Annotated in this window: 21 protein-coding genes and 3 tRNA genes; 14 read left to right on the top strand and 10 right to left on the bottom strand. The window is 71.7% G+C overall.

Annotated features, from left to right (window positions below):
- Window positions 1-62: 62 nt before the first annotated feature.
- The 5 genes from ACIRD8_RS33035 (at window position 63) to ACIRD8_RS33055 (ending at window position 8,482) form a co-directional block, all read left to right on the top strand.
- Window positions 63-2,327 carry a DNA polymerase III subunit gamma and tau gene (locus ACIRD8_RS33035; RefSeq protein WP_403999906.1) on the top strand — a complete coding sequence of 755 codons (2,265 nt, stop codon included), beginning with the start codon at window positions 63-65 and terminating at the stop codon, window positions 2,325-2,327.
- Window positions 2,328-2,486: 159 nt separating this feature from the next.
- A complete protein-coding gene (gene purD / locus ACIRD8_RS33040) occupies window positions 2,487-3,740 on the top strand; it encodes a phosphoribosylamine--glycine ligase (RefSeq protein WP_403999909.1) in 1,254 nt (417 codons plus the stop codon).
- A 323-nt stretch (window positions 3,741-4,063) separates the two neighbouring features.
- Window positions 4,064-5,761 (top strand): hypothetical protein, encoded by a 1,698-nt coding sequence (locus ACIRD8_RS33045; protein ID WP_403999912.1) that lies wholly within the window; start codon window positions 4,064-4,066, stop codon window positions 5,759-5,761.
- Between the two features lie 215 nt (window positions 5,762-5,976).
- Window positions 5,977-7,440 carry a N,N-dimethylformamidase beta subunit family domain-containing protein gene (locus tag ACIRD8_RS33050; RefSeq protein ID WP_403999915.1) on the top strand — a complete coding sequence of 488 codons (1,464 nt, stop codon included), beginning with the start codon at window positions 5,977-5,979 and terminating at the stop codon, window positions 7,438-7,440.
- A 115-nt stretch (window positions 7,441-7,555) separates the two neighbouring features.
- Window positions 7,556-8,482, top strand: coding sequence for a phosphoribosylaminoimidazolesuccinocarboxamide synthase (locus ACIRD8_RS33055; RefSeq protein ID WP_403999918.1), 927 nt, complete (start codon window positions 7,556-7,558; stop codon window positions 8,480-8,482).
- A 44-nt stretch (window positions 8,483-8,526) separates the two neighbouring features.
- On the opposite strand, the gene ACIRD8_RS33060 is transcribed toward ACIRD8_RS33055, so the two are convergent.
- The 6 genes from ACIRD8_RS33060 to ACIRD8_RS33085 all read right to left on the bottom strand — a co-directional run bounded on the left by ACIRD8_RS33060 (window position 8,527) and on the right by ACIRD8_RS33085 (window position 11,463).
- A tRNA-Gly gene (locus ACIRD8_RS33060) sits at window positions 8,527-8,599 on the bottom strand.
- Between the two features lie 22 nt (window positions 8,600-8,621).
- Window positions 8,622-9,263 (bottom strand): response regulator, encoded by a 642-nt coding sequence (locus tag ACIRD8_RS33065; RefSeq protein WP_403999921.1) that lies wholly within the window; start codon window positions 9,261-9,263, stop codon window positions 8,622-8,624.
- Window positions 9,260-10,600, bottom strand: a complete 1,341-nt coding sequence (locus tag ACIRD8_RS33070; RefSeq protein WP_403999924.1) for a sensor histidine kinase — start codon at window positions 10,598-10,600, stop codon at window positions 9,260-9,262. Before ACIRD8_RS33070 ends, ACIRD8_RS33065 begins: the two co-directional genes overlap by 4 nt.
- 151 nt (window positions 10,601-10,751) lie before the next feature.
- Window positions 10,752-10,824, bottom strand: a tRNA-Gly gene (locus ACIRD8_RS33075).
- 79 nt (window positions 10,825-10,903) lie between these two features.
- A tRNA-Gly gene (locus tag ACIRD8_RS33080) sits at window positions 10,904-10,975 on the bottom strand.
- A 152-nt stretch (window positions 10,976-11,127) separates the two neighbouring features.
- The gene (locus ACIRD8_RS33085; RefSeq protein WP_403999927.1) at window positions 11,128-11,463 is read right to left on the bottom strand and encodes an Lsr2 family protein; all 336 of its coding nucleotides are present in this window, start codon (window positions 11,461-11,463) and stop codon (window positions 11,128-11,130) included.
- Window positions 11,464-11,848: 385 nt separating this feature from the next.
- On the opposite strand from ACIRD8_RS33085, the gene purS reads away from it, so the two are divergent.
- The 7 genes from purS to ACIRD8_RS33120 all read left to right on the top strand — a co-directional run bounded on the left by purS (window position 11,849) and on the right by ACIRD8_RS33120 (window position 18,288).
- A complete protein-coding gene (purS, locus tag ACIRD8_RS33090; RefSeq protein WP_099173088.1) occupies window positions 11,849-12,100 on the top strand; it encodes a phosphoribosylformylglycinamidine synthase subunit PurS in 252 nt (83 codons plus the stop codon).
- Window positions 12,097-12,777: a phosphoribosylformylglycinamidine synthase subunit PurQ gene (gene purQ / locus ACIRD8_RS33095; RefSeq protein WP_202074867.1), complete on the top strand. Its 681-nt coding sequence runs from the start codon at window positions 12,097-12,099 to the stop codon at window positions 12,775-12,777. The genes purS and purQ overlap by 4 nt, the downstream gene beginning before the upstream one ends.
- Window positions 12,774-15,023, top strand: a complete 2,250-nt coding sequence (gene purL / locus ACIRD8_RS33100; protein ID WP_403999930.1) for a phosphoribosylformylglycinamidine synthase subunit PurL — start codon at window positions 12,774-12,776, stop codon at window positions 15,021-15,023. The genes purQ and purL overlap by 4 nt, the downstream gene beginning before the upstream one ends.
- A gap of 104 nt (window positions 15,024-15,127) precedes the next feature.
- Window positions 15,128-15,655 carry an ArsR/SmtB family transcription factor gene (locus ACIRD8_RS33105; RefSeq protein ID WP_403999933.1) on the top strand — a complete coding sequence of 176 codons (528 nt, stop codon included), beginning with the start codon at window positions 15,128-15,130 and terminating at the stop codon, window positions 15,653-15,655.
- A gap of 27 nt (window positions 15,656-15,682) precedes the next feature.
- A complete protein-coding gene (locus ACIRD8_RS33110; RefSeq protein ID WP_403999936.1) occupies window positions 15,683-16,579 on the top strand; it encodes a M23 family metallopeptidase in 897 nt (298 codons plus the stop codon).
- 36 nt (window positions 16,580-16,615) lie between these two features.
- Window positions 16,616-17,416, top strand: coding sequence for a sterol carrier family protein (locus tag ACIRD8_RS33115; protein WP_403999939.1), 801 nt, complete (start codon window positions 16,616-16,618; stop codon window positions 17,414-17,416).
- Window positions 17,417-17,454: 38 nt separating this feature from the next.
- Window positions 17,455-18,288: an META domain-containing protein gene (locus tag ACIRD8_RS33120; RefSeq protein WP_403999942.1), complete on the top strand. Its 834-nt coding sequence runs from the start codon at window positions 17,455-17,457 to the stop codon at window positions 18,286-18,288.
- A 62-nt stretch (window positions 18,289-18,350) separates the two neighbouring features.
- Here ACIRD8_RS33120 and ACIRD8_RS33125 read toward each other — a convergent pair whose 3' ends face one another.
- The gene (locus tag ACIRD8_RS33125) at window positions 18,351-19,811 is read right to left on the bottom strand and encodes a sulfatase-like hydrolase/transferase (RefSeq protein ID WP_403999945.1); all 1,461 of its coding nucleotides are present in this window, start codon (window positions 19,809-19,811) and stop codon (window positions 18,351-18,353) included.
- 207 nt (window positions 19,812-20,018) lie between these two features.
- A complete protein-coding gene (locus ACIRD8_RS33130) occupies window positions 20,019-20,138 on the bottom strand; it encodes a putative leader peptide (RefSeq protein WP_403999948.1) in 120 nt (39 codons plus the stop codon).
- 452 nt (window positions 20,139-20,590) lie between these two features.
- Between ACIRD8_RS33130 and purF the strand changes: the two genes are divergently transcribed.
- Window positions 20,591-22,117 carry an amidophosphoribosyltransferase gene (gene purF, locus ACIRD8_RS33135; RefSeq protein WP_099173080.1) on the top strand — a complete coding sequence of 509 codons (1,527 nt, stop codon included), beginning with the start codon at window positions 20,591-20,593 and terminating at the stop codon, window positions 22,115-22,117.
- 60 nt (window positions 22,118-22,177) lie between these two features.
- Window positions 22,178-23,251 (top strand): phosphoribosylformylglycinamidine cyclo-ligase, encoded by a 1,074-nt coding sequence (gene purM, locus ACIRD8_RS33140; RefSeq protein WP_403999951.1) that lies wholly within the window; start codon window positions 22,178-22,180, stop codon window positions 23,249-23,251.
- A 141-nt stretch (window positions 23,252-23,392) separates the two neighbouring features.
- On the opposite strand, the gene ACIRD8_RS33145 is transcribed toward purM, so the two are convergent.
- Window positions 23,393-23,650 carry a DUF3073 domain-containing protein gene (locus ACIRD8_RS33145; RefSeq protein ID WP_014155056.1) on the bottom strand — a complete coding sequence of 86 codons (258 nt, stop codon included), beginning with the start codon at window positions 23,648-23,650 and terminating at the stop codon, window positions 23,393-23,395.
- A 346-nt stretch (window positions 23,651-23,996) separates the two neighbouring features.
- Window positions 23,997-25,088: a Leu/Phe/Val dehydrogenase gene (locus ACIRD8_RS33150; protein WP_403999954.1), complete on the bottom strand. Its 1,092-nt coding sequence runs from the start codon at window positions 25,086-25,088 to the stop codon at window positions 23,997-23,999.
- Between the last annotated feature and the right edge of the window lie 159 nt (window positions 25,089-25,247).

Genomic DNA, 25,247 nt, shown 5'->3' on the forward strand with positions numbered 1-25,247 from the left:
CCCGCCGGGCGCCCGGTCCGGGGCGGGGCCGGTTGTCGGTCCGCCCCGATAACCTCGTATGTGTGTCGTCCCTTGCGCTGTACCGCCGCTATCGCCCCGAGTCCTTCGCCGAGGTCATCGGTCAGGAGCATGTCACTGACCCGTTGCAGCAGGCCCTGAGGAACAACCGGGTCAATCACGCGTATCTGTTCAGCGGGCCGCGTGGCTGTGGAAAGACGACCAGTGCGCGCATCCTGGCCCGCTGTCTGAACTGCGAACAGGGGCCCACCCCGACTCCCTGCGGGGAGTGCCAGTCCTGCCGGGACCTCGCGCGCAACGGGCCCGGTTCGATCGACGTCATCGAGATCGACGCCGCGTCGCACGGTGGCGTGGACGACGCCCGTGACCTGCGGGAGAAGGCGTTCTTCGGGCCCGCGTCGAGCCGGTACAAGATCTACATCATCGACGAGGCCCACATGGTCACCCCGGCCGGGTTCAACGCCCTGCTGAAGGTGGTCGAGGAGCCGCCGGAGCATCTCAAGTTCATCTTCGCGACCACCGAGCCCGAGAAGGTCATCGGCACGATCAGGTCGCGTACGCACCACTACCCCTTCCGGCTGGTGCCGCCCGGGACGCTGCGCAGTTACCTCGCGGAGGTGTGCGGCAAGGAGAACAGCGCGGTCGAGGACGGCGTGCTGCCGCTCGTGGTGCGGGCCGGTGCGGGATCCGTGCGTGACTCGATGTCCGTCATGGACCAGCTGCTGGCCTCCGCTGCCGACGACGGTGTGACATACGCCATGGCGACCTCGCTCCTCGGCTATACGGACGGGTCCCTGCTGGACTCCATCGTGGACGCCTTCGCGGCGGGCGACGGGGCGGCGGCCTTCGAGGTCGTGGACCAGGTCATCGAGGGCGGGAACGACCCCCGGCGCTTCGTCGCGGACCTCCTGGAGCGGCTGCGCGACCTGGTGATCCTGGCCGCCGTGCCGGACGCCGGGGACAAGGGGCTCATCGACGCGCCCGCCGATGTGGTGGAGCGGATGCAGGCGCAGGCGTCCGTCTTCGGCGCCGCGGAGCTGAGCCGGGCCGCCGACCTGGTCAACGAAGGGCTCACCGAGATGCGCGGGGCGACGTCGCCCCGGCTCCAGGTGGAGCTGATCTGCGCCCGGGTGCTGCTGCCCGCCGCCTTCGACGACGAGCGTTCGTTCCAGGCACGGCTGGACCGGCTGGAGCGCGGCGGGTCCTTCGCCACCGCCGGTCCCGGGCCCGCCATGGGTTACGTACCGGGGCCTGAGGCCCATGGGCCCGGTGTCGGTATGCCCGCGGCAGGCGGCGGAGGCCCCGCCGCGGCTCGCGCGGCTGTCCGGGGCGACGCTCCGGGCGTCGCCCCCGCCGAGGCCCCCCGCGCCGCGCCCGCGGCCGCGGAGGCCGCAGCCCCTCCGGCCGTCCAGCAGCCCCAGCCGGCAGCGGCGCCGCAGGAAGCACCCGCAGCCCAGCAGCCGCCCGCGCAGCAGCCCGCCGCCGCCCCCGCCGGTCAGCGCCCCGGCGCCTGGCCCGCGGCGGCCGGAGCCGGCAGCGGCGGTGCGGAACCGGCGCGCCGGCCCGGCGGCTGGCCGACCGCCTCCGCGCCCGGTGGCGGCGTACCCCAGGCGCCCGCTCCGGCGGCACCGGCCCCGGCCGCTCCCGCGCAGGCCCCGCAGGCGCCCGCCCCCGGGGGGCAGGACATGGCGCAGGGTGCCGCCCAGGTGCGGAACATGTGGCCGGACATCCTCGAGGCGGTGAAGAACCGCCGTCGCTTCACGTGGATCCTGCTCAGCCAGAACGCCCAGGTCACCGGCTTCGACGGCAGCACCCTGCAGCTCGGCTTCCTCAACGCCGGCGCCCGCGACACCTTCTCCAGCAGCGGCAGCGAAGAGGTGCTCAAGCAGGCGCTTGCCGAGCAGTTCAACGCCAAGTGGCGGGTCGACGCGGTCGTCGACCCGTCGGGCGGCGGCGGTCAGCCCGCGCCCACCGGTGGCGGCGGGGGCGGCAGGCCTCCGGCCGCCCCGTACCAGCCGCAGCCCGCGCCGCCGGCTCCGTCGTACGAGTCCCGGCCCCCCGCACCCGCGCAGCAGCCCCCACCGCCCGCTCAGCAGCCTCCGGCGCAGCAGTCCGGGCGGCCCGAGCAGTCCTCGTACGACCAGTCCTCGTACGACCGTGCGGCCCCCGAGCCGCCGCGGTCGGTCGCGCCCGAGGACGACACCGCCGAGGCGGACGACCCCGACCTGGTCGACTCCGCGCTCTCCGGGCACGACCTGATCGTCCGCGAGCTGGGCGCCACCGTCGTCGAGGAATTCACCAACGAGTAGAGCGGGAGCGGGCCCCACCGCGGACCACGCGCACAGCCGCCCCTCCGTCGCCCCCGGCGCTGTCCACGGAGCGGCGCCCGGCCGTCCCCGGCTGTCCACGGCTGTCCACGGAGCGGCGCCCGTCGAGGCGTCCGGCCCCCGGCGGCTAGGCTGCACCCCGTGAAGGTCCTCGTCATCGGCGGCGGCGCCCGCGAACACGCCCTGTGCCGCTCTCTCTCCCTCGACCCCGATGTCACCGCTCTGTACTGCGCCCCCGGCAACGCCGGAATCGCAGAGGTGGCCGAACTGCACCCGGTCGACGCGCTCGACGGTGACGCCGTCGCGCGCCTCGCGACCGAGCTGGGCGCCGAGCTGGTGGTCGTCGGCCCGGAGGCACCGCTTGTCGCCGGTGTCGCCGACGCCGTGCGCGCGGCCGGTATCCCCTGCTTCGGCCCCTCGGGCGAAGCCGCCCGGCTGGAAGGCTCCAAGGCGTTCGCCAAGGACGTCATGGCCGGAGCCAACGTCCCGACCGCCCGCAGTTACGTCTGCACCACGCCCGCCGAGATCGACGAGGCGCTGGACGCCTTCGGCGCCCCGTACGTCGTGAAGGACGACGGTCTCGCGGCCGGCAAGGGCGTCGTCGTCACCGACGACGTCGAGGCCGCGCGTGCCCACGCCCTGGCCTGTGACCGCGTGGTCATCGAGGAGTTCCTCGACGGCCCCGAGGTCAGCCTCTTCGCCATCACCGACGGCACCACGGTGCTGCCCCTCCAGCCGGCCCAGGACTTCAAGCGCGCCCTGGACGGCGACGAGGGCCCGAACACCGGCGGCATGGGCGCGTACTCCCCGCTCCCGTGGGCCGACCCGAAGCTGGTCGACGAGGTCATGCAGACCGTCCTGCAGCCGACCGTCGACGAGCTCCGCCGCCGCGGCACCCCGTTCTCCGGGCTGCTGTACGCGGGCCTCGCGATCACCTCGCGCGGCGTACGGGTCATCGAGTTCAACGCCCGCTTCGGCGACCCCGAGACCCAGGTGGTCCTGGCCCGGCTGAAGACGCCGCTCGCCGGGCTCCTGCTCGGTTCGGCCAACGGCACCCTGGACGCCGTACCCGCGCTGAAGTGGCACGACGACGCCGCCGTCACCGTGGTCATCGCCTCGCACAACTACCCGGGAACGCCCCGCACGGGAGACCCGATCGAGGGCCTCGCCGATGTGGTGGCCAAGGATGCGCCGCACGCGTTCGTCCTGCACGCCGGTACCCGGCAGGAAGGCGGCACGGTCGTCAGCGCCGGAGGGCGCGTGCTCTCCGTGACGGCGACCGGCAAGGACCTCACGCAGGCCCGTGAGCGTGCCTACGCCGCGGTGGGCCGGATCCGCCTCGACGGTTCCCAGCACCGTACGGACATCGCCCGCAAGGCCGCCGAAGAGGCCTGAGGCACGCCTGACACCCTGCTCGTGCCCTGTGCCCGGCCCTCCGTGGAGGCGTCGGGCGCAGGCATGTCCGGGGGCCTTCCAGGCGGGGCGTGGAGGGGCCCGGTATCACCGAACGGGTGAGCACCGGCCCGTCAGCAGCTTTGCCCAAAGCCATTCCATCGGGTGACGGCTCGGCCATCCGGATGACGCCCGCCGAGGCCCCAACTAGGGTGCGGCGCAAGCGTTCCGGCACTTGGCCCACCGGCATTGCGATGTCAGTGACGGGTGCCACAGTGGGGGAGTGACCAACACCGTCGCGGGGGCAGAGGGGGTGACGTCCAGCCGTGTCCGGTACCGGTTCGGTTGAGGAGCTGGGTGCGCACGCAGCGCGGGCCAGGGCAATGGCCCTGCTGCGCATCCGGAGCAGAGCCACAGCCCTGGCGATCCTGCCGGCCGCGGCGGCCGTCGTGCTGCTCGTCGCGGTCGCCCAGGGGCGCATCGGCCCGGGCGTGTGGTCCACGGTCAGCTGGGCGGTGGCGGCCTGCGCCGTCGTGATCCTGCTGCTCGCCGCGGCGGTCGCCGTCGCGGTGGCGCGTGCCAGGCCCGCGGTCAGCCCGACCGTGCCTCTCACCGAGGCCGCGGCCCCCGATCTCTACCGGCTGGTCAGGGACCTCGCCGACCGGCTCGACGTCCCGGAGCCGTCGGCCATAGCGCTGACCCCGGACTGCGACAGCTGGCTGGAGGACCGTACGCACCCCGCCGCCCAGCCGGGTGCCAAGGACCTCAGGGGGCGCCGCCGGAGCCCCGCGGCGCCCGTCCTGGTGATCGGGTCGCCCTTCCTGTGGTGGATGAGGGTCGCCGAGCTGCGTGCGGTGCTCGCCCCGGTCGTCGCGGGCACCGGGCCGTCCGCGCACCCCGACATAGCCGCCGCCCGCCGTTTCGTCCGCGGCCTGGACGCGGCGGTCGCGGACGCCGCCGTGCCGGGGCAGGGGCGCGTACGCAGGATCCCCGCGGCCTTCGTGGGATGGATCGCCAAGGTGCTGCTGCGCGGCTGTCGCGGTCACGCGGCGGAGATGGAGCGCTGCGTCGCCGCCGCCGCGTCGGGGCGGGCCCAGGAGGTGGACTACAGCCTGCGGATCGTCGCCCAGGAGCAGGTCGGCCTGGCGTACGCGGGCTGGGACCGGCTGCTGACCCGGGTGGCGCTGCCCGCCTGGCGGATGGGTCGCTGGCCCTCCCGGCTCGACGCCGGTGTCGTCTCCGCGCTCACGGAGCTCTCCCGGCGCGACCGGCTGGCCGAGGGCTTCACCTCGCGGCTGGGGGAGCGCCCCGCCTGCGACCTCATCGAGGAGCCCGGAGTGGCCGACGAGGCGGCCTCGCTGCTCGCCGCCCGGCTCTTCCACGGCGGGCCGGCGGAGCCCGGGCCGGGCTGGTCGCCGGTCGACTGGCAGCAGTATCCGGACGAGGTCGTGGACCGTAAATGGCGTACGGAGGCCGCCCGGCTGCACCGGGTGCTCGACGCCATGGGTGTGGCCGGCAGCGTCTCCGTGGGAGCCCCGGGCTCGACGCCGGCCGACGGGTCCCCGGTGCCCACGCTGGCCCGGGTGATCGACCACCTCGCCGCACCGGGCGCCGACAGCGAGACCCTCGCGGCGGGGATCGGTGCCGCCGTCGCCCGCGACGAGGAGAAGGCGGCCCCGGACCCCCGTACCGGCGGCGGCACGCCGGCCGGCGCGGGCGCCGACCCGCTCGACCTCTGGGGCCCCGTCCCGCTCCCGCTCTTCCCCCTCCAGCCGCCGCGCACGGGCACGGAGCTGCTCGCCGACCATGTCGTCGCGATGGTCTGCTGCGCGGCCGTGGACACGGCGGGAGCCGCACCCGGGCTCGACTGGCTCGACGGCCCCGCGCTGCTGGTCGACGGCGGCCGCAGGTCGGACCTCGGCGCGCCCGTGCTCAGCCTCGTCGAGGACGGGGACGCCGAGCCGCTGCGCTCCTGGCTCACGGCGGTGGGCGTGCGCACCGACAAACCCGTACGCCTGGGCTGAGAGGTGCGTCCGGGTCGGCGGAGCCGCGAGTTGAACGGCCGTCCGTCCACTTAGGTGGCGAAATGCCCCGGATATCCTCCCCGTACCTGGAAGGCTGGATTGCCGCCGTATCGAATCGCGACGAACGGTAACCGGGTGCGTGCGTAATGTGATGTGCTTGGGGTGGCGTCGGCACCGGCGCGGCAGACACGTCGGGGGACGAGGGAGGGGCGCGGATGGGGGCGGAGCAGATCCGGCGATGGGAATCGGGTGCCCTCGCGCATGCCGTGAGCGACCCCTTCGGGCAGGGCCCGCTGCCCTGGCTGCGCGGCAGCGAGAACTACTTCGACGACACCGGCCAGGTCGTCCCCTGGTACGCGGACCCGGCCCTCGGCCGCGGCGGGACGGGCGGCGGCACGCGTACGGCCGACGACGTGCACCAGCAGATCAAGGGGTTCGTGTCCCCCGGCGCCGCCGCACCGGGCGAGGCGATCGACTTCCACATCACCGTGGACCCGCCCCAGCAGTTCTCCGTCGACATCTACCGCATCGGGCACTACGCGGGCGACGGCGCCGCCAAGATCACCACCAGCCCGCGCCTCTCCGGCATCGTCCAGCCGGCCCCGATGGCCGCCGAGCGGACGGTCTCCTGCCACCACTGGTGGCTCTCCTGGCGGCTGCAGATCCCCAGCTACTGGTCGGTCGGCGCGTACGTCGCCGTGCTGACCACCGCCGACGGCCACCGCTCGCACGTCCCCTTCACGGTCCGCGACGACCACCCGGCGGACCTGCTGCTCCTGCTCCCCGACGTCACCTGGCAGGCCTACAACCTCTATCCGGAGGACGGCCGCACCGGCGCGAGCCTCTACCACGCCTGGGACGAGCAGGGCCGGCTGCTGGGCGAGGAGGACGCCGCGGTCACCATCTCCTTCGACCGCCCCTACGCGGGCGCCGGTCTGCCCCTGCACGTCGGCCACGCCTACGACTTCATCCGCTGGGCCGAGCGCTACGGCTACGACCTCGCGTACGCCGACGCCCGCGACCTGCACGCCGGCCGCGTCGACCCCAGCCGCTACCGGGGCCTGGTCTTCCCGGGCCACGACGAGTACTGGTCGGTGCCGATGCGCCGTACGGCCGAGCAGGCGCGGGACATCGGCACGTCGCTCGTGTTCCTCTCGGCCAACACCATGTACTGGCAGGTCGGCCTCGGTCCGTCCCCCTCCGGTGTCCCCGACCGCCTGCTCACCTGCCGCAAGCGCCGAGGCCCGGGGAAGCCCGCGCTGTGGCGGGAGATCGACCGCCCCGAGCAGCAGCTGCTCGGCATCCAGTACGCCGGCCGGGTCCCCGATCCGCACCCGCTGGTCGTGCGCAACGCGAGCCACTGGCTCTGGGAGGCCACCGGAGCGGCCGAGGGCGACGAGATCGACGGGCTGGTGGCCGGCGAGGCCGACCGCTACTTCCCGCGTACGGCGCTGCCCGAGCACGAGAGCCGCATGCTGCTCGCGCATTCCCCGTACACGGACGGCGACGGGGCGACCCGGCACCAGGAGACCTCGCTGTACCGCGCCCCGTCGGGCGCGCTCGTCTTCGCCTCGGGCACCTTCGCCTGGTCCCCGGCCCTGGACCGTCCGGGCCATATCGACCCCCGTGTCCAGCGGGCCACGGCCAATCTGCTCGACCGGATCTGCAAGCGGGACTGAGGAACCGGCCTCACCCGTGAGCACAGCCGCGTTCACGGGGCGACCCCTGGCGGCGCGGCTCCTCCGCATGCGGGACAATCGGACCGACTCCTGGATCAACCTACGCGGAGGCAGCGTGTCCGGTTTCGTAGAAAAGCCCGAGCCCGTGCAGGTGCCGGGGCTCACCCACCTGCACACCGGCAAGGTGCGCGACCTGTACCGGAACGAGGCGGGTGACCTCGTGATGGTCGCCAGCGACCGTATCTCCGCGTACGACTGGGTCCTTCCCACCGAGATCCCGGACAAGGGCCGTGTGCTCACCCAGCTCTCGCTGTGGTGGTTCGACCAGCTCGCCGATCTCGTCCCCAACCATGTGCTGTCGGCGGAGCTCCCCGCCGGGGCACCCGCCGACTGGGCCGGCCGGACCCTGATCTGCCGTTCGCTGCGGATGGTCCAGGTCGAGTGCGTGGCGCGCGGTTATCTGACGGGCTCCGGCCTGACCGAGTACGACGCGACCCGGACGGTCTGCGGTCTCGGTCTGCCCGAGGGCCTCGTCGACGGCTCCGAGCTCCCGGGGCCGATCTTCACCCCCGCGACCAAGGCCGCGGTCGGCGATCACGACGAGAACGTGTCGTACGAGGAGGTCGCCCACGAGGTCGGCGCCGAGACGGCGGCCCTGCTGCGCCGGACGACCCTGGACGTCTACGGCCGCGCCCGGGACATCGCCCGTGAGCGCGGGATCATCCTCGCCGACACGAAGTTCGAGTTCGGTTTCGCGCCCACCGAGGACGGCGGCGAGGAGCTGATCCTCGCGGACGAGGTGCTGACGCCCGACTCCTCGCGTTTCTGGCCGGCCGAGAGCTGGGAGCCCGGCAAGGCGCAGCCGTCGTACGACAAGCAGTTCGTGCGCGACTGGCTGACCTCGCCGGCCTCCGGCTGGGACCGGCACGGCGAGCAGCCGCCCCCGCCGCTGCCGCAGGAGATCGTCGACGCGACCCGGGCCAAGTACCTCGACGCGTACGAGCTCCTGACCGGCACGAGCTGGCCGCCTCAGGGGATGTGACAGCAGAAGGCCCCGGTCACCAGGACCGGGGCCTTCTTGTGCGGAGCGGACGACCAGGTTCGAACTGGCGACCTCAACCTTGGCAAGGTTGCGCTCTACCAACTGAGCTACGTCCGCGTGCGCCGAAGCGCGATGCTTACTATACCCAACCTCTTCGCCGTGCGAGACGCACTGCCGCATGACGGTTCTCCGCCCCGAGTTTGGAGACGGCCGCCGACAGGTAGTTGCGCACGGTGCCCTGCGACAGCGAGGCCCGCTCCGCGATCTCCGCGACCGGTGCCCCGTCCGCCGCCAGCTCCAGCACCTCCGCCTCCCGCGCGGTCAGCGGGGAGTCCCCGGCGGAGATCGCATCGGCCGCCAACTCCGGGTCCACATAGCGGTTTCCCGCGTGGACGGTACGGATGATCTCGGCCAGCCGCCGGGCGCTGACCGTCTTCGGGACGAAGGCGCGGACCCCCGCTTCCAGCGCCCGCTTCAGGTTCCCCGGCCGGCCGTGGCTCGTCACGATCATGGTCCGGCATTCGGGCAGCCCGGTCCGCAGCGATGTGGCGACCTTCACACCGTCGGCGCCCGGCATCTCCAGGTCCAGGACGGCGACATCGGGCCGGTGGGCCATGGCCATGGCGAGCGCCTCCGGCCCGGTCGCCGCCTCGGCGACCAGGACGATGTCGTCCTCCAGTGCGAGGAGCGCGGCCAGTGCGCCCCGGATCAGGTGCTCGTCGTCGGCGAGCAGGACGCGGACCGGGGCCGGTGCGTCCGGTGCGTCCGGTGCGGGTGTCATCTCTTCTCCAGCGGGGAGGGTGCGGACTTCCGGGGTGCCGTGCTCCTGGGTGCCGTCTCCGGTCCGGGCGCCGTGTTGCCGGGTGCCGTCTCCGGTCCGGGCGCCGTGTCCGGCGGCGAGGGCAGCGGGACGGCCGCGGTCAGCCGGAACAGTCCGCCGCCCGCCGGCCCCGCCTCCAGCGAACCACCGACCGAGGCCAGCCGTTCCCGGAGCCCGTGGAGACCCGAGCCACCGCCGGTGACGACGGCCGCGTCCGGCGTCACCCCGTCGTTCTCCACCACCAGCCGGACCCCGTCCCGGGCGGCCTCCAGCCGGATGTCGCACCGCTGCGGATCGCCGTGCCGCAGCACGTTGGTGGCCGCCTCGCGCACGGCCCAGCCGAGCGCCGACTGCACGGGAGGGGGAAGCTGCCCGCCGTCGCCGTGGACGGCGCACTCGATCCCCGCCGCCCGCAAGACCCCCTGGGCGCCCAGCAGTTCCGTACGGAGATCGGCCTCCCGGTATCCGCGTACGACGTCCCGGACCTCCTGCTGGGAGGCGCGTGCGATGCGCTGCACCTCGACCATCTGGTCCGTCGCCGCGGGCTTCCCGCGCTGCGCCAGCTCGACCGCGAGCTCGCTCTTCAGCGCGATCACCGCGAGGTTCCGGCCCAGCACGTCGTGCATGTCCCGCCCGAACCGCAGCCGCTCCTCGGCGACCGCCAGCCGGGTCTCCACGTCCTGGGCGTCGCGGAGCTTCTGCATGATCCCGAGCGTCCAGGCGGAGAGACGCACGGTGGAGGAGAGCAGCGCACCGCCGAAGCCCACCCCCACCAGGGTGGTGAGGGCGAACGGCCCGGTGCCCCCGGCGAGCAGGACGCCGCCGCTCATACCGGCCGCGATCGCCGCGACGCACGCACTGGACGCCCACACCGGTACGGCGAGGACGACCGGCGTCAGGAACGGCCACACCACGGCCCCCAGGGCCAGTTGCAGCTCGGGGAAGGTCTCGGTGCCCGCGTACCCGCCGAGCGCCAGCAGGCCCGCCGCGTTCGCGAGGAACAGGGCGGCCGCGAGAGCCATCGGCCACCGTGCGACGGCCCCGCGGCCGAGGTAACCGTCGAGTGCCCGGCCGACCAGTGGGGCCGAGCAGACGCCCTGCGCGATCGTGGCGAGGACCGTGCCGGCGATCAGGGCGGCGGGCGCGTCCGAGTGCCGCACGGGGCGGGTCACCGAGAGGAGCGTCACGCACAGGACCATTCCCCAGGCCATGGAGTGCAGGGTCCCGCGCGTGTAGAGATCGATCTTGTCGAATCCCTCGCGCCTCTGCCACCTGTGCACCTGCGTCCGCACCCACACGGTTCTCTCCCCCCTGATGACTCAAGGCTTCCCCCGGAACACGGCCCCGGGCAGTGCACCTTGTCATCACTGCCTCATGACAAACGTCATGCGGAGATAACCGGAAACGCCAAAGGCCCCGGTCGAAATCGACCAGGGCCTTTGAAACAAGAGCGGACGACCAGGTTCGAACTGGCGACCTCAACCTTGGCAAGGTTGCGCTCTACCAACTGAGCTACGTCCGCATTGCTGCCACTCGGCTTTCACCGGTGGAGCGCTCACCACTCTACCTGATCCACTGAGTGATCCGGTAAGGCGATGCAGAGCGGGTGACAGGAATTGCACACTGCGCCTTCCCCCTGGAAGGGGGATGTTCTACTACTGAACTACACCCGCACGCTGCGTCGGACCCGGCTTTTCGGCCTTGCCCTTCGGCGTGCTCCAGACTCTAGCCGACCTGCAGGGGTGTTGTGCAAGTCGGCTCCCCGAGGTGTCGCTCCGGGGGTTGGGGGACGTTGAACCGGAAGGGAACATTCCGGGCGGCGCCCTCAACTGGCAGCGTCGAACGCCTCGTAGACCTTCTTGGGGATCCGGCCGCGGGCCGGCACCTCCATCCGGTGCGAGCGGGCCCAGGCGCGCACGGCCGCGGGGTCGGGTGCGAGCGACGTGTGGTGGTACGCCACGGGGGTCTTGCCGCGCTTGCCGGTATTTGTCTGCTTTCGGCCGGCCGCCACGTACGGGGCCAGCGACTCACGCAGTTTCTCTGCATTGGCGGGATTGAGGTCGATCTCGTACGACTTCCCGTCCAGGGCGAAGGTGACCGTTTCCGCCGCTTCTCCCCCGTCGATGTCGTCCGAGAGCGTAACCACGACGCGCTGAGCCACGGATATCGGTCCTTTCCTGCGGCATCGTCGCGCCTGACATGCGCTGATGCCGGCCTTCCGGCGGCTGGGCGGATACGGATCGACGGCTGTCGACTGTTCCGGGTCAATCGTGCTTTCCCCGGTATTCATTTGTACAGCGGTGGGAGCCGCATTGTGAAGCCCGGCCAATTGCATCCGCGTGTTGCCTCCGTGTACCCGCGTGCAATCCGGGTGAAGATTTTTTCCCAGGATTTTCCTCGGGCGTTGTCGCCTCCGATATCTCGCCGTGATCAGGTCCGCTCGATATCTACCCGCGTAGAATTTCTGGCCAGGTACGCTGAGTGGACCCGCGGGGATCTGGGGAACCCCTCGGATACACAGCCGCACCACACCACCGGGAGTGCCAGTGGCACGCGTCGTAGTCGACGTCATGCTCAAGCCGGAGATCCTCGACCCGCAGGGACAGGCTGTGCAGCGCGCACTGCCCCGTCTCGGCTTCGACGGAATCGCGGACGTTCGTCAGGGAAAGCGTTTCGAGCTCGAGGTCGAGGGGCCGGTCGACGATGCCGCCCTCGCCCGCATTAACGAGATCGCCGAGACCTTCCTCGCCAACACCGTCATCGAGGACTTCACCGTCAAGGTGGAGGAGGAGAAGTGACCACCCGTATCGGCGTCGTCACTTTTCCCGGCACGCTCGACGACCAGGACAGCCTGCGGGCCGTGCGGATCGCGGGCGCGGAGCCCGTATCCCTCTGGCACCGCGACAAGGACCTCCACCAGGTCGACGCGGTCATCCTGGCGGGCGGATTCAGTTACGGCGACTATCTGCGCGCCGGCGCCATCTCGCGTTTCTCGCCGGTGATGGAGACCGTCATCGAGCAGGCGAAGGCCGGCCTGCCGGTCCTCGGCATCTGCAACGGCTTCCAGATCCTGACCGAGGCACACCTGCTGCCCGGTGCGATGCTGCGCAACAACCACCTCCACTTCATCTGCCGCGACCAGAAGCTGCGGGTGGAGAACGCGGAGACCGCCTGGACCTCGGACTACACGGCGGGCCAGGAGATCTCCGTACCGCTGAAGAACGTGGACGGCCGGTACACAGCCGACGAGCGCACGCTCGACGAGCTGGAGGCCGAGGGCCGCGTCGCGTTCCGTTACGCCGACGTCAACCCGAACGGCTCGCTGCGCGACATCGCCGGCATCACCAACGCCGCGGGCAACGTCGTCGGTCTGATGCCGCACCCGGAGCACGCCGTCGAGCCGCTGATCGGCACCGGTCGCACCGACGGCCTGGGTTTCTTCACCTCGATCATCAAGAAGCTGGTCACCGCATGAGCCTCGACACGGTCAAGCACGCGGCCGAAACCCCGGACGCCGGACAGCCCTGGAAGGAGCTCGGCCTCAAGGAGGACGAGTACGCCCGGATCCGCGAGATCCTGGGCCGCCGTCCCACCGGCGCCGAGCTCGCCATGTACTCCGTGATGTGGTCCGAGCACTGCTCGTACAAGAGCAGCAAGGTCCACCTCAAGCAGTTCGGCGAGAAGGTCCCTTCGAACGACGCGATGCTCGTCGGCATCGGCGAGAACGCCGGTGTGGTCGACGTCGGCCAGGGTTACGCGGTCACCTTCAAGGTCGAGTCGCACAACCACCCCTCGTACATCGAGCCCTACCAGGGCGCGGCCACCGGCGTCGGCGGCATCGTCCGCGACATCCTCGCCATGGGCGCCCGCCCGATCGCGGTCGTCGACCCGCTGCGCTTCGGTGCGGCCGACCACCCCGACACCCGCCGGGTCCTGCCGGGCATCGTCGCGGGCATCGGCGGCTACGGGAACTGTCTCGGCCTGCCGAACATCGGCGGCGAGGTCGTCTTCGACGCCTGCTACCAGGGCAACCCGCTCGTCAACGCCGGCTGCATCGGCGTGATGAAGCACGAGGACATCCACCTCGCCCAGGCCTCCGGCCCCGGCAACAAGGTGATCCTCTACGGCGCCCGCACCGGCGGCGACGGCATCGGCGGCGTCTCCGTGCTGGCCTCGGAGACCTTCGACGACACCAAGCCCACCAAGCGGCCCGCCGTCCAGGTCGGCGATCCGTTCCAGGAGAAGCTCCTCATCGAGTGCACCCTGGAGATCTTCAAGGAGAAGCTCGTCGCGGGCATCCAGGACCTCGGCGGCGCCGGGCTCTCCTGCGCCACGAGCGAGCTGGCCTCCGCGGGCTCCGGCGGGATGCGCGTCGAGCTGGACACCGTGCCGCTGCGCGACTCCTCCCTCTCGCCCGAGGAAATCCTCATGAGCGAGTCGCAGGAGCGCATGTGCGCGATCGTCGAGCCGCAGCACGTGGACCGCTTCATGGAGATCTGCGAGAAGTGGGACGTCATCGCCACCGTCATCGGTGAGGTGACCGAGGGCTCGCAGCTGGAGATCTTCTGGCACGGCGAGCAGATCGTGGACGTACCGCCGCGGTCCGTCGCGCACGAGGGCCCGACGTACCACCGGCCGTTCGCGCGGCCGTCCTGGCAGGACGCGCTGCAGGCCGACGACGCCGGCAAGCTGGCCCGCCCGGGAGACGGCGCGGAGCTGCGCGAGCAGGTGCTCAAGCTGGTCGGCTCCCCGAACCAGGCCTCCAAGTCCTGGATCACCGACCAGTACGACCGCTTCGTGCAGGGCAACACCGTGCTGGCGATGCCCGAGGACGCCGGCATGGTCCGCATCGACGAGGAGTCCAACCTCGGCGTGGCCATGGCGACCGACGGCAACGGCCGCTACGCCAAGCTCGACCCGTACACGGGCGCGCAGCTCGCACTGGCCGAGTCGTACCGCAACGTCGCCGCGTCCGGCGCCAAGCCGCTCGCCATCTCGGACTGCCTGAACTTCGGTTCGCCCGAGGACCCGGACGTCATGTGGCAGTTCGCCGAGGCCACCCGTGGTCTCGCGGACGGCTGCCTGGAACTGGGCACCCCGGTCACCGGCGGCAACGTGTCGCTGTACAACCAGACCGGTGAGACGGCGATCCACCCGACGCCGGTCGTGGCCGTGCTCGGTGTGATCGACGACGTCACCCGGCGCACGCCGGTCGCCTTCGCCGAGGACGGCCAGCTGCTCTACCTCCTCGGTGACACCCGTGAGGAGTTCGGCGGCTCGGCCTGGTCCGAGGTCGTCCACCAGCACCTCGGCGGCATGCCGCCGAAGGTCGACCTGGGCCGCGAGAAGCTGCTCGGCGAGATCCTGATCTCGGCCTCCCGCGACGGCATGATCGACGCGGCGCACGACCTCTCCGACGGCGGTCTGATCCAGGCGGTCACCGAGTCCTGCCTGCGCGGTGGGAAGGGTGCCCGGCTGGTCGTCCCCGAGGGTCTGGACGCGTTCACCTTCCTGTTCTCGGAGTCGGCGGGCCGCGCGGTCGTCTCGATTCCGCGCAGCGAGGAGCTCCGCTTCAACGACATGTGCGGTGCGCGGGGGCTGCCTGTCGCCCGTATCGGTGTCGTGGACGGCGAAGAGATCGAGATCCAGGGCGAGTTCAGCATTCCGCTGAGCGAGCTGCGCACGGCGCACGAGGGGACCCTGGAGGGTCTGTTCGCTTAGGTTCTGCCTGTACCGAAGCCCCCGTCCGGGTCGACCGGACGGGGGCTCCGTCGTTCCCGCACGACCTGTTGATTGATATTACGTAATTACGTAAGGTGGATGTCATGGAGCTCGAGGAGCGCGTCGCCGAACTGGAGCGGCGCCTCGCCGTGCTGGAGTCGGCCGCCGAGAGCGCGAAGCCGGAGCTGGGTGTCGGGGACTTCTGGGCGCTGGACGGGCTGAAGGAACAGCTCGGCCAGGTCGGGGAGGCCGCCGCCGACGGCGGGGTGCTGTTCACGGGCGCGGTGACGCTGCCGGCCGGTGAGCGGTACGAGTGGCAGTACGGCGCGCTCACCGTGGGGCTCCTGGGGAGCACGGAGGAGGACCGCCCCGACTGGGCGGAAGCCGCCGAACCGCTGGCAGCGCTGGGCCATCCGGTCCGGCTGCGGCTGCTCCGCGAGATCCTCGCCGGCCGCCGTACGGCCGCCGAACTGGCCGAGCTGGACGACACCGGCACGACCGGCCAGATCTACCACCATCTGCGCCTCCTGACCGGCGCGGGCTGGCTGCACACGACGGGACGCGGGCGCTACGAGGTGCCCGGCGCCCGGGTGGTGCCGCTGCTGGTGGTGCTCACGGCCGCCCGGCCCTGAGAGGAACAGGACGACAGGGGAGACCACATGTCCGCACGCAGGTTGCCCGGACTGCTCACGCGAGTGTTCGCTCTGGCCTTCTTCGCGCTCGTCATCACCGGTCTCTTCGTCGAGTACCCGTTCCCGTCGTGGCTGGTCTTCCTCCCGCTCGTGCTCGCCTGGGTGGCGGGCATCGCGGGAGGCAGGCTGGCGAGCCGGGACGTCAAGACCGCGCGACGGGAAGCCGTCGAGGTGCTGCCGCCGGTGACGGGCCGGTGGTCCGCGATCAACAGCCCGGCCGACCGGGTGCCGAGCCACGGCGTCCACACCTACGGGCAGACGTACGCCATCGACATCGTGGCGGAGGGGGCGGAGGGGGCGGAGGGGCCGGAGGGGTCGGAGGGCTCGCAGGGGCCTGAGGGGCCGGAAGCGACCGGTGCGGCGGCCGGGCGGCCCGCCTTCGCCTGGCTGTGGCCCCTGGCCCGTCGCCCCCAGGCCTTCCCCGCCTTCGGTGCGCCCCTGTTCGCGGTCGCGGACGCGAAGGTCGTCACGGCCGACGACACCCAGCGAGACCACCTGAGCAGGAACTCGCTGCTGGGGTTCGCGTATCTCCTGCTCGCCGAGGGTGAGCTGCGCGGACTGGCGGGCGCGCACCGGGTCTTCGGCAACCGCATCGTGCTCGACCTCGGCGACGGTACGTACGCGGCGTACGCCCACGTCCGGAGCGGCTCCCTCCAGGTGCGGGCCGGCGACACCGTCCGCGCGGGGCAGCGGATCGCCCGCTGCGGAAACTCCGGCAACTCCACCGAGCCGCATGTGCACTTCCAGCTGATGGACCACCCGGACCTCGACAGGGCCCGCGGGATCCCGTTCACCTGGCGGGGCATCGGCGTACCGGCCGGTGACGAGGCGTTCACGGCCGAGGGGGCCGTCAACAGCGGCTGAGGGGGACTGTCGGACCCGCCGGTTAGTCTCGGCTCCATGCCACCGGCCAAGAAGCGTCCCCGTGCCTACGACGTCTCCCGGACCAGGACCGCGGTCCTGGCGCAGTTCGCCCACGTACACGCCGCCGTCCGCACCCTGACGCCCGAGCAGCTCGCCCTGCCCGGGTTGGGCGAGTGGAGCGTGCGGGAGCTCGCGGCGCATCTGACGACGGCCCTGGAGCGCGCCGCCGGGGCCATGGAGCTCCCGGCGCCGCCCGGCGGGCCGAAGCCGGAGCTCTCCCTGCTGGAGTGGCCGTTCTCCACGGTGGGGAACGCCCCGGGGATCGCCGACCACACCCGGGAGCTGGCGTCCGCCAGGCCCGACCTCGACGCGCTGTACGGGGAGACGGCCGCCCGGTTCACCGAGCTGGTGCCCGCCGACGCGGGCGACCGGCTGGTGGCGACCCGGGCGGGCACGATGCGGCTGGGTGACTTCCTGGTGACCCGGACCGTCGAACTGGTCGCCCACACCGACGATCTGAACCGGGCGGCCGGCCTCGACATCCCGTACGACCGTCAGGCGCTCGCCGCCTGCACCCGGCTGCTCGCCGACGCGCTCGCGGACCGGGCGCCCGGCGGTTCCGTCGAGGTGCGGGTCCCGCCCTTCGCCGTCGTCCAGTGCATCGGCGGCCCCAAGCACACCCGGGGCACCCCGCCCAACGTCGTGGAGACGGACCCGCTCACCTGGATCCGGCTGGCCACCGGGCGTACGCGGTGGGCGGAGGCACTCGAAGCGGCGCAGGTCAGCGCGAGTGGTGAGCGGGCGGACCTCGCTCCGCTGCTTCCGCTGATGGGCTGAGGGGGAACCGGATCGGCCACTCGGTCCGTCCCATCGCCATGCACACACAACGTATGGCTGTCAGCGTCCTCGCCGCCCTGGCCACCCTCACCCTTGCCGCCTGTGGCACGGAGACGGGATCCGGGAAGTCCGGGGACGGCAGCGGCACCGTACGGACGGGACCATCCGTGACCGGTGTCCACTGGAACGTGTCCGCCCTGACCGTCGACGGGAAGAGGACCACCGCCCCCGCCGGCGCCCACGTCGAGATCGGCCCCGAGGGGAAGGCCACCGGCAGTCTGGGCTGCAACCGCTTCACCGCCGACGTCCGGGTCGAGGGCGACAAGGTCACCGTCGGGCCGGGCACGACCACCGAAATGGGGTGCGAGAAGGATGTCCAGCAGTTCGAGAAGGCGATGGGCCGTGCCTTCAGCGGCGAGCTCAAGGCCGCCGTGGCCGGCCGCGGCGACGCGAAGGAACTGACCCTGACCACCGCGCGGGGCGACTCCATCGCCCTCACCTCCGAGCCCTCCGCCCCGCTCACCGGCACCGCCTGGACGGTCACCGGACTCGTGTCCGGAGACGTCACCGCCTCGCTGCCCGCCGGTACGGAGAAGAAGGCGCATCTCACCTTCGGCAAGGACGGCTCGGTGGGGGGGAACCTCGGCTGCAACTCCTTCCACGGCAAGGCGACGGTCTCCGGCTCCACCCTCACCTTCGGTCCGCTCGCCTCCACCAGGAAGATGTGCGCGGGCCCCGAGATGGAGCTGGAGCGCGCGCTGCTCGCCGTACTGGACGGGACGGCGACGTACGGGATCGAGCACCGCTCGCTGTCGATCGAGGCGAAGAGCGGCAAGGGCCTGAACGCGACCGCCCCGGCGGCCAAGGGCTGACCGGCCGGGGCGGCCCGTGAGGGCGCGCGGCCCCCGGATCCCGCTCGGGGCGTCCGGATGCCTCAGGAGGCGTTCGGATACGGGAGCAGCCCGGCGTCCGTCTTCTCCCAGGAGGCGCGGAGCGCGGCCAGGCGCGCCGGTTCGGCCGCCGCACGGTCGGCCTGCTCGCGCTGGTCGTCGGCCAGGTTGAACAGCTGGTCGGCCCCGCCCTTCCCCCGGTAGTACTTCCAGTCGCCGCGCCGCAGCGCCCGCTCGCCGCGCACCCGCCAGAACAGGTCGCGCTCCTTCGGCACCTCGTCGCGCAGCAGATAGCCCGCGAGGCTGACGCCGTCCAGCGGGTGGGCGGGGTCGGGCCGCGCCCCGCCGAGCTCCAGCAGGGTCGCCGTCCAGTCGGGCGAGAACACCGGGAGATCGCTGACCTGGTGGGCATTGATCCGGGCGGGCCAGCGCAGCACCGAGGGGACGCGGATGCCGCCCTCCTGGAGCGAGCTCTTGTTGCCGGACAGCGGCCAGTTGTAGGAGAACCGCTCGCCGCCGTTGTCGCTGCCGAAGAAGACCAGGGTGTCCTCCTCCTGGCCCGACCGCTTCAGTGCCTTGAGCACCTCGCCGACCGAGCGGTCCAGGTCCTCGACCATCTGCGTGTACTTCTCGACCGAGCCGCCGTCGGCGTTCCAGAGTGCGGTCCGGTCGCCGGCCTTGATCCGGCGGACGATCTCGGCGGAGGCCTCGGTGTCGCCGTCGGCGATCCACGGCCAGTGCGGGGTGGTGAAGTTCAGGTTGAGCAGCCACGGCTTGTCGTGGTCACGCTGCACGTACTCGCTCGCGCGCTCCGTCAGGACCTTGGTGTAGTAGCGCAGGTCCTTGTACTCGGCGTCGCCCTCGTACAGGTCGTACTCGCCGGCCAGGCCGAGCTTGGAGTAGTACTCCAGGGCTCCGCCGAAGTTGCCGAAGAACTCGTCCCAGCCCGACTTGGTGGGGCTGTAGTCCGGCAGGTAGCCGCAGTGCCACTTGCCGATCAGCGCGGTCGCGTAGCCGGCGCCGCGCAGCAGGGACGCCAGCGTCGGGTGGGTGGGCTCCAGCCCGACGGACCGGTCGGCGATGGGCTCCGCGAGCCCGCCCTTCGTACGTCCCGGGTAGCGGCCCGTGTACAGGCTGAACCGGGTGGGTGAGCAGGTGGCGGAACCGGAGTAGGCGTCCGTGAACCGCACGCCCTCGCGCCCGAGCCTGTCCAGGTTGGGGGTGTGGATGTGCGGAGCCCCGTACGAGGAGAGGTCCGCCCAGCCGAGGTCGTCGCCCAGGATGAACAGGATGTTGGGGCGGCGTGCGTGCTTGCCGCGGGCGGCGCGGAACGGCCGCTCCTGCGGCTTGTCGACGGAAGCCGTTCCGGCAGCGGCGGTTGCCGGGACGGCGGTCTGTATTCCGACGGCGGCGGCGGTCGCGCCCACGGCGGTGGTGAAGGCGCGTCGGCTCAGCGGTGAGCCCGAACGATCATTCGAATGTGGATTCGAATCACGGGAAGTCATGAGGTCTCCAGGGCGGGCCTCGGGCGCCGGTGGGGGAGGGGCGGGGCACGAGGGGGCGGGCGCGGCGGGGCCCCGTCAGCGGAGGAGGGGGCGCGGTCGGGCGCACCCGGACATGACGGGGCAGTGAGGGAGAAGAGGGATACGGCGGGCACACGTGCCGGAGGCCGGGGCGGAAGCCCGACGGGAGGTCCGGGAGGTGCGGCAGGCTCAGACGTGGCGACAGATGGCGCTCGCGACGCGTCCCAGATCGACGTGGCGGCGCTCCACGAGCGTGACCGAGTGATCACCGAGGGGCTGCATGGGGAAGGAGCCTGCCCAACGGGCCATGAGCCTGTCAACGGTGGTCTCGTACTGCGGACAGCTGTCCCACATTCCGGCAACCCGCCCGTCGCCTCGTGGCCGACCGGCCGCGGTGAAGGGCTCCGAAGGGGCTCGGAGGCCCTCGGCCGGAGCCCCGCGGTGTGAGGCTCGCCACGAAACGAGCGTTCGGCCACCCCCCGCTCCGCCGGGCACCCCGGTTCACCGAGCGCCACGACGCGGGCGGCCCGGGGGCGGAACGGCCGCGGTGCCCGACCGGCCGGTAACCACCCTCCATCCCGGGCGCCAGCCGCCCCCGGGGCCCTCCGGGTGCGGAGCCGGGAAACGGGCGTGATCACTCGGAGTGATCGTTCGGCGTCGGCGCCGGCCCCCGCGGGAGGCCCTCCTCGGCCCTGCCCGCAGCGCGGGCGGGGTGGTCACCCAATTCGGACCGGTGGTCGATCTCGCCTACACTCGGTGGCGTGCCTCGTGGTGATGGACGACTCAACCACGACCTGCTCCCCGGAGAGAAAGGCCCCCAGGACGCTTGCGGCGTCTTCGGTGTCTGGGCTCCGGGCGAAGAGGTCGCCAAGCTCACCTATTTCGGACTGTATGCCCTGCAGCACCGTGGACAGGAGTCCGCGGGCATCGCAGTGAGCAACGGGTCCCAGATCCTGGTCTTCAAGGACATGGGACTGGTCTCGCAGGTCTTCGACGAAACGTCTCTGGGATCGCTCCAGGGCCATATCGCGGTCGGTCATGCCCGCTACTCCACCACCGGTGCCTCGGTGTGGGAGAACGCGCAGCCGACGTTCCGTGCCACCGCGCACGGCTCGATCGCCCTCGGTCACAACGGCAACCTGGTCAACACGGCCCAGCTCGCGGAGATGGTCGCCGACCTCCCGCGCAAGGACGGCCGTGCGACGCAGGTCGCGGCGACCAACGACACCGATCTCGTGACCGCGCTGCTCGCCGGCCAGAGAGATGACGACGACAAGCCGCTCACCATCGAGGAGGCCGCCGCAAAGGTGCTCCCCGAGGTCAAGGGCGCCTTCTCGCTCGTCTTCATGGACGAGCACACCCTCTACGCCGCCCGTGACCCGCAGGGCATCCGCCCGCTGGTCCTCGGCCGCCTGGAGCGTGGCTGGGTGGTGGCCTCCGAGTCCGCCGCCCTCGACATCTGCGGTGCCAGCTTCGTCCGCGAGATCGAGCCGGGTGAGCTCGTCGCCATCGACGAGAACGGTCTGCGCACCTCTCGCTTCGCAGAAGCGAAGCCCAAGGGCTGTGTCTTCGAGTACGTCTATCTGGCCCGCCCCGACACCGACATCGCCGGGCGGAACGTCTACCTCTCCCGGGTGGAGATGGGCCGGAAGCTGGCTGCCGAGGCCCCCGTCGAGGCGGATCTGGTCATAGCGACGCCGGAATCGGGAACGCCCGCGGCCATCGGCTACGCCGAGGCGAGCGGAATTCCGTTCGGCGCCGGACTGGTCAAGAACGCCTACGTCGGCCGGACCTTCATCCAGCCTTCACAGACCATCCGCCAGCTGGGCATCCGGCTGAAGCTCAACCCCCTCAAAGAAGTCATCAAGGGCAAGCGCCTGGTGGTCGTCGACGACTCGATCGTCCGCGGCAACACCCAGCGCGCCCTGGTGAGGATGCTCCGTGAGGCGGGCGCCGCCGAGATCCACATCCGGATCTCCTCCCCGCCCGTGAAATGGCCCTGCTTCTTCGGCATCGACTTCGCGACGCGCGCCGAGCTCATCGCCAACGGCATGTCCGTGGACGAGATCGCCACCTCCATGGGTGCCGACTCCCTCGCGTACATCTCGCTCGACGCGATGGTCGAGGCGACGACGATCGCCAAGCCGAATCTCTGCCGCGCCTGCTTCGACGGCGAATACCCGATGGAGCTCCCGGACCCGGAGCTGCTCGGCAAGCAGCTGCTGGAGACCGAGCTGGCGGCCGGCCCCGCCGCGACCGCGGCGGCCGACGCGCTGCGTCGTCCGTGACCCGGACCGACCGGCTGCTTCCCCACCAGCCCCGTATTCCCACACGAAAGATCCCAGGCAATGTCTGAGACAACAGGTGCTTCCTACGCTGCGGCGGGCGTCGACATCGAAGCCGGTGACCGCGCCGTCGAGCTGATGAAGGAGTGGGTGAAGAAGACGCAGCGCCCCGAGGTCGCGGGCCTCGGCGGCCTCGGCGGATTCGCCGGGCTCTTCGACGCCTCGGCACTCAAGCGTTACGAGCGCCCCCTGCTCGCCTCCGCCACCGACGGCGTCGGCACGAAGGTCGATCTGGCCCGGCAGATGGGCGTGTACGACACCATCGGCCACGACCTCGTCGGCATGGTCGTCGACGACCTGGTCGTCTGCGGCGCCGAGCCGCTCTTCATGACCGACTACATCTGCGTCGGCAAGGTGCATCCCGAGCGTGTCGCGGCCATCGTGAAGGGCATCGCCGAAGGCTGTGTCCTGGCGGGCTGCGCCCTGGTCGGCGGCGAGACGGCCGAGCACCCGGGCCTGCTGGGTCCGGACGACTTCGACGTGGCGGGTGCCGGGACGGGCGTGGTCGAGGCCGACCGGCTGCTGGGCCCGGACCGTATCCGTAAGGGTGACGCCGTGATCGCGATGGCGTCGTCCGGTCTTCACTCGAACGGGTACTCGCTCGTGCGCCACGTGGTCTTCGACCGGGCCGGCTGGACCCTGGACCGTCAGGTCGAGGAGTTCGGCAGGACGCTGGGCGAGGAGCTCCTGGAGCCCACCAGGATCTACTCCCTGGACTGCCTGGCCCTGACCCGTACGACCGAGGTGCACGGCTTCAGCCACGTCACCGGCGGCGGCCTGGCCAACAACCTGGCCCGGGTCATCCCGGACGGGCTGCACGCCACGGTCGACCGCGGCACCTGGACGCCGGGCGCCGTCTTCGACCTGGTCGGCAAGGCCGGACAGGTCGAGCAGCTGGAGCTGGAGAAGACGCTCAACATGGGTGTCGGCATGATCGCGATCGTGCCCGCCGACTCGGTGGACGCGGCGCTGACCACGCTCGCCGACCGGGGCGTCGACTCCTGGGTCGCCGGCGAGATCACCGAGCGCGGCGACCGCACCACGGGCGCCGAGCTGACCGGCAGCTACGCACGGTAGGACGTCATGACCGCCGGTCCGGCACACCACCGGACCGGCAGCGGGCGGCGCCGATCGCCCGGACGCCTCACCTGTCCGTACCGGGACAGCACAGAACCCGGTCCGGGCAGGCCCGGACCGGGTTGATGTGTCAGCGCGAGGTCAAGCGCCGCGGCGCTGTGACGACGGACCGGACTGGTCGTCCTCGTCCGCGTCCTCGTCGTCGTTGTACAGATCCGCGTACTGTGCGTACGGGTCATCTTCCTCGTCGTCGTCCTCGAACGGCTCGGCGTTCGGTGGCTGACTCGAAGGCGATGCGCCCAGCTCATTGGCCAGACGCGACAGGTCCGTCCCGCCGCTGCTGTACTTCAGCTGGCGGGCGACCTTTGTCTGCTTGGCCTTTGCCCGGCCGCGCCCCATGGCTCGACCCCCTCGGTGACGGGGCTCGACGGCCCCAGAGTCTTGACACGCGTTCATGTTTCAGGACGGACTCTCGGCAGAGAGACCGCGCCCGTGGCTTTAACGGTACCTGCTTCCTCGGCCATACGGTACGCCGCCCGCATCACGCGCCTCGTCAGAGGACCGCAGAGGAGCCCGTCCTCGCTGGTCAACCCCGATTTTAACCTCTTGTGGACGGCCGACCCGCCGACCGGAGTGAGTCTTGTCTCCCTGCGGCCCGACCGCAGTCCCCCGCCCGTGCGCGGGCCCTCGTCACCGGACCCTTCCTCACGGTCCGGTGACGGGGGCAAGGCGCTGGGGTTACGCCTCAGGGACGGCGGGCGTCCGCCATCCGCTGCTCGGCGATCCGGTCGGCCGCCGCGGCCGGCGGGATCCCGTCGGCCTTCGCACGTGCGAATATGGCCAGCGTGGTGTCGAAGATCTTCGTGGCCTTCGCCTTGCACCGGTCGAAGTCGAAACCGTGGAGCTCGTCGGCGACCTGGATCACGCCACCGGCGTTCACCACGTAGTCCGGTGCGTACAGAACCGATCGGTCGGCAAGGTCCTTCTCGATGCCCGGGTGCGCGAGCTGGTTGTTGGCCGCGCCGCACACCACCTTGGCGGTGAGCACGGGAACGCTCTCGTCGTTCAGCGCGCCGCCGAGCGCGCACGGGGCGTAGATGTCGAGCCCCTCCGTGCGGATCAGCGCGGCCGTGTCCACGGCGACGGAGACCTCCGGGTGCAGATCGGTGATCCGGCGTACGGACTCCTCGCGCACATCCGTCACGACGACCTCGGCGCCGTCGCTCAACAGGTGCTCGACCAGGTGGTGGCCGACCTTGCCGACGCCCGCGACGCCGACCTTGCGGCCGCGCAGCGTGGGGTCGCCCCACAGGTGCTGGGCGGAGGCCCGCATGCCCTGGAAGACGCCGAACGCGGTGAGCACGGAGGAGTCGCCCGCGCCGCCGTTCTCGGGGGAGCGGCCGGTGGTCCAGCGGCACTCCCGGGCGACGACGTCCATGTCGGCGACGTACGTGCCGACATCACAGGCGGTCACATAACGCCCGCCGAGCGAGGCGACGAACCGGCCGTAGGCCAGGAGGAGTTCCTCGGACTTGACCAGGGCGGGATCGCCGATGATGACGGCCTTGCCGCCACCGTGGTCGAGACCGGCCATGGCGTTCTTGTACGACATGCCGCGCGACAGGTTCAGCGCGTCCGCGACGGCCTCCTCCTCGGAGGCGTACGGATAGAAGCGGGTCCCGCCGAGGGCCGGGCCCAGGGCGGTGGAGTGGAGGGCGATGACGGCCTTGAGGCCGGTGGCACGGTCCTGGCAGATCACGACTTGCTCGTGGCCTCCCTGATCCGAGTGGAACAGGGTACGCAGCACATCTACAGGCACGCCGGTCACATCGGTCACTGTGGTGACTCCCAAGTACGAAGCGGCGGAAGACCCTCCTGAAGGTGGGGAGGGCCCCGGACCGACCGCGACCGGCCGGTCCGACTGGGCAAGAGCGTAAGTCCTCGCGACGCGTAGATCTGTTCCCCTGCCCGGGATCACCCCCCGGTGGAGTACCGG

It is taken from the genome of Streptomyces sp. NPDC102451 (assembly GCF_044765485.1).
Lineage (GTDB): Bacteria > Actinomycetota > Actinomycetes > Streptomycetales > Streptomycetaceae > Streptomyces.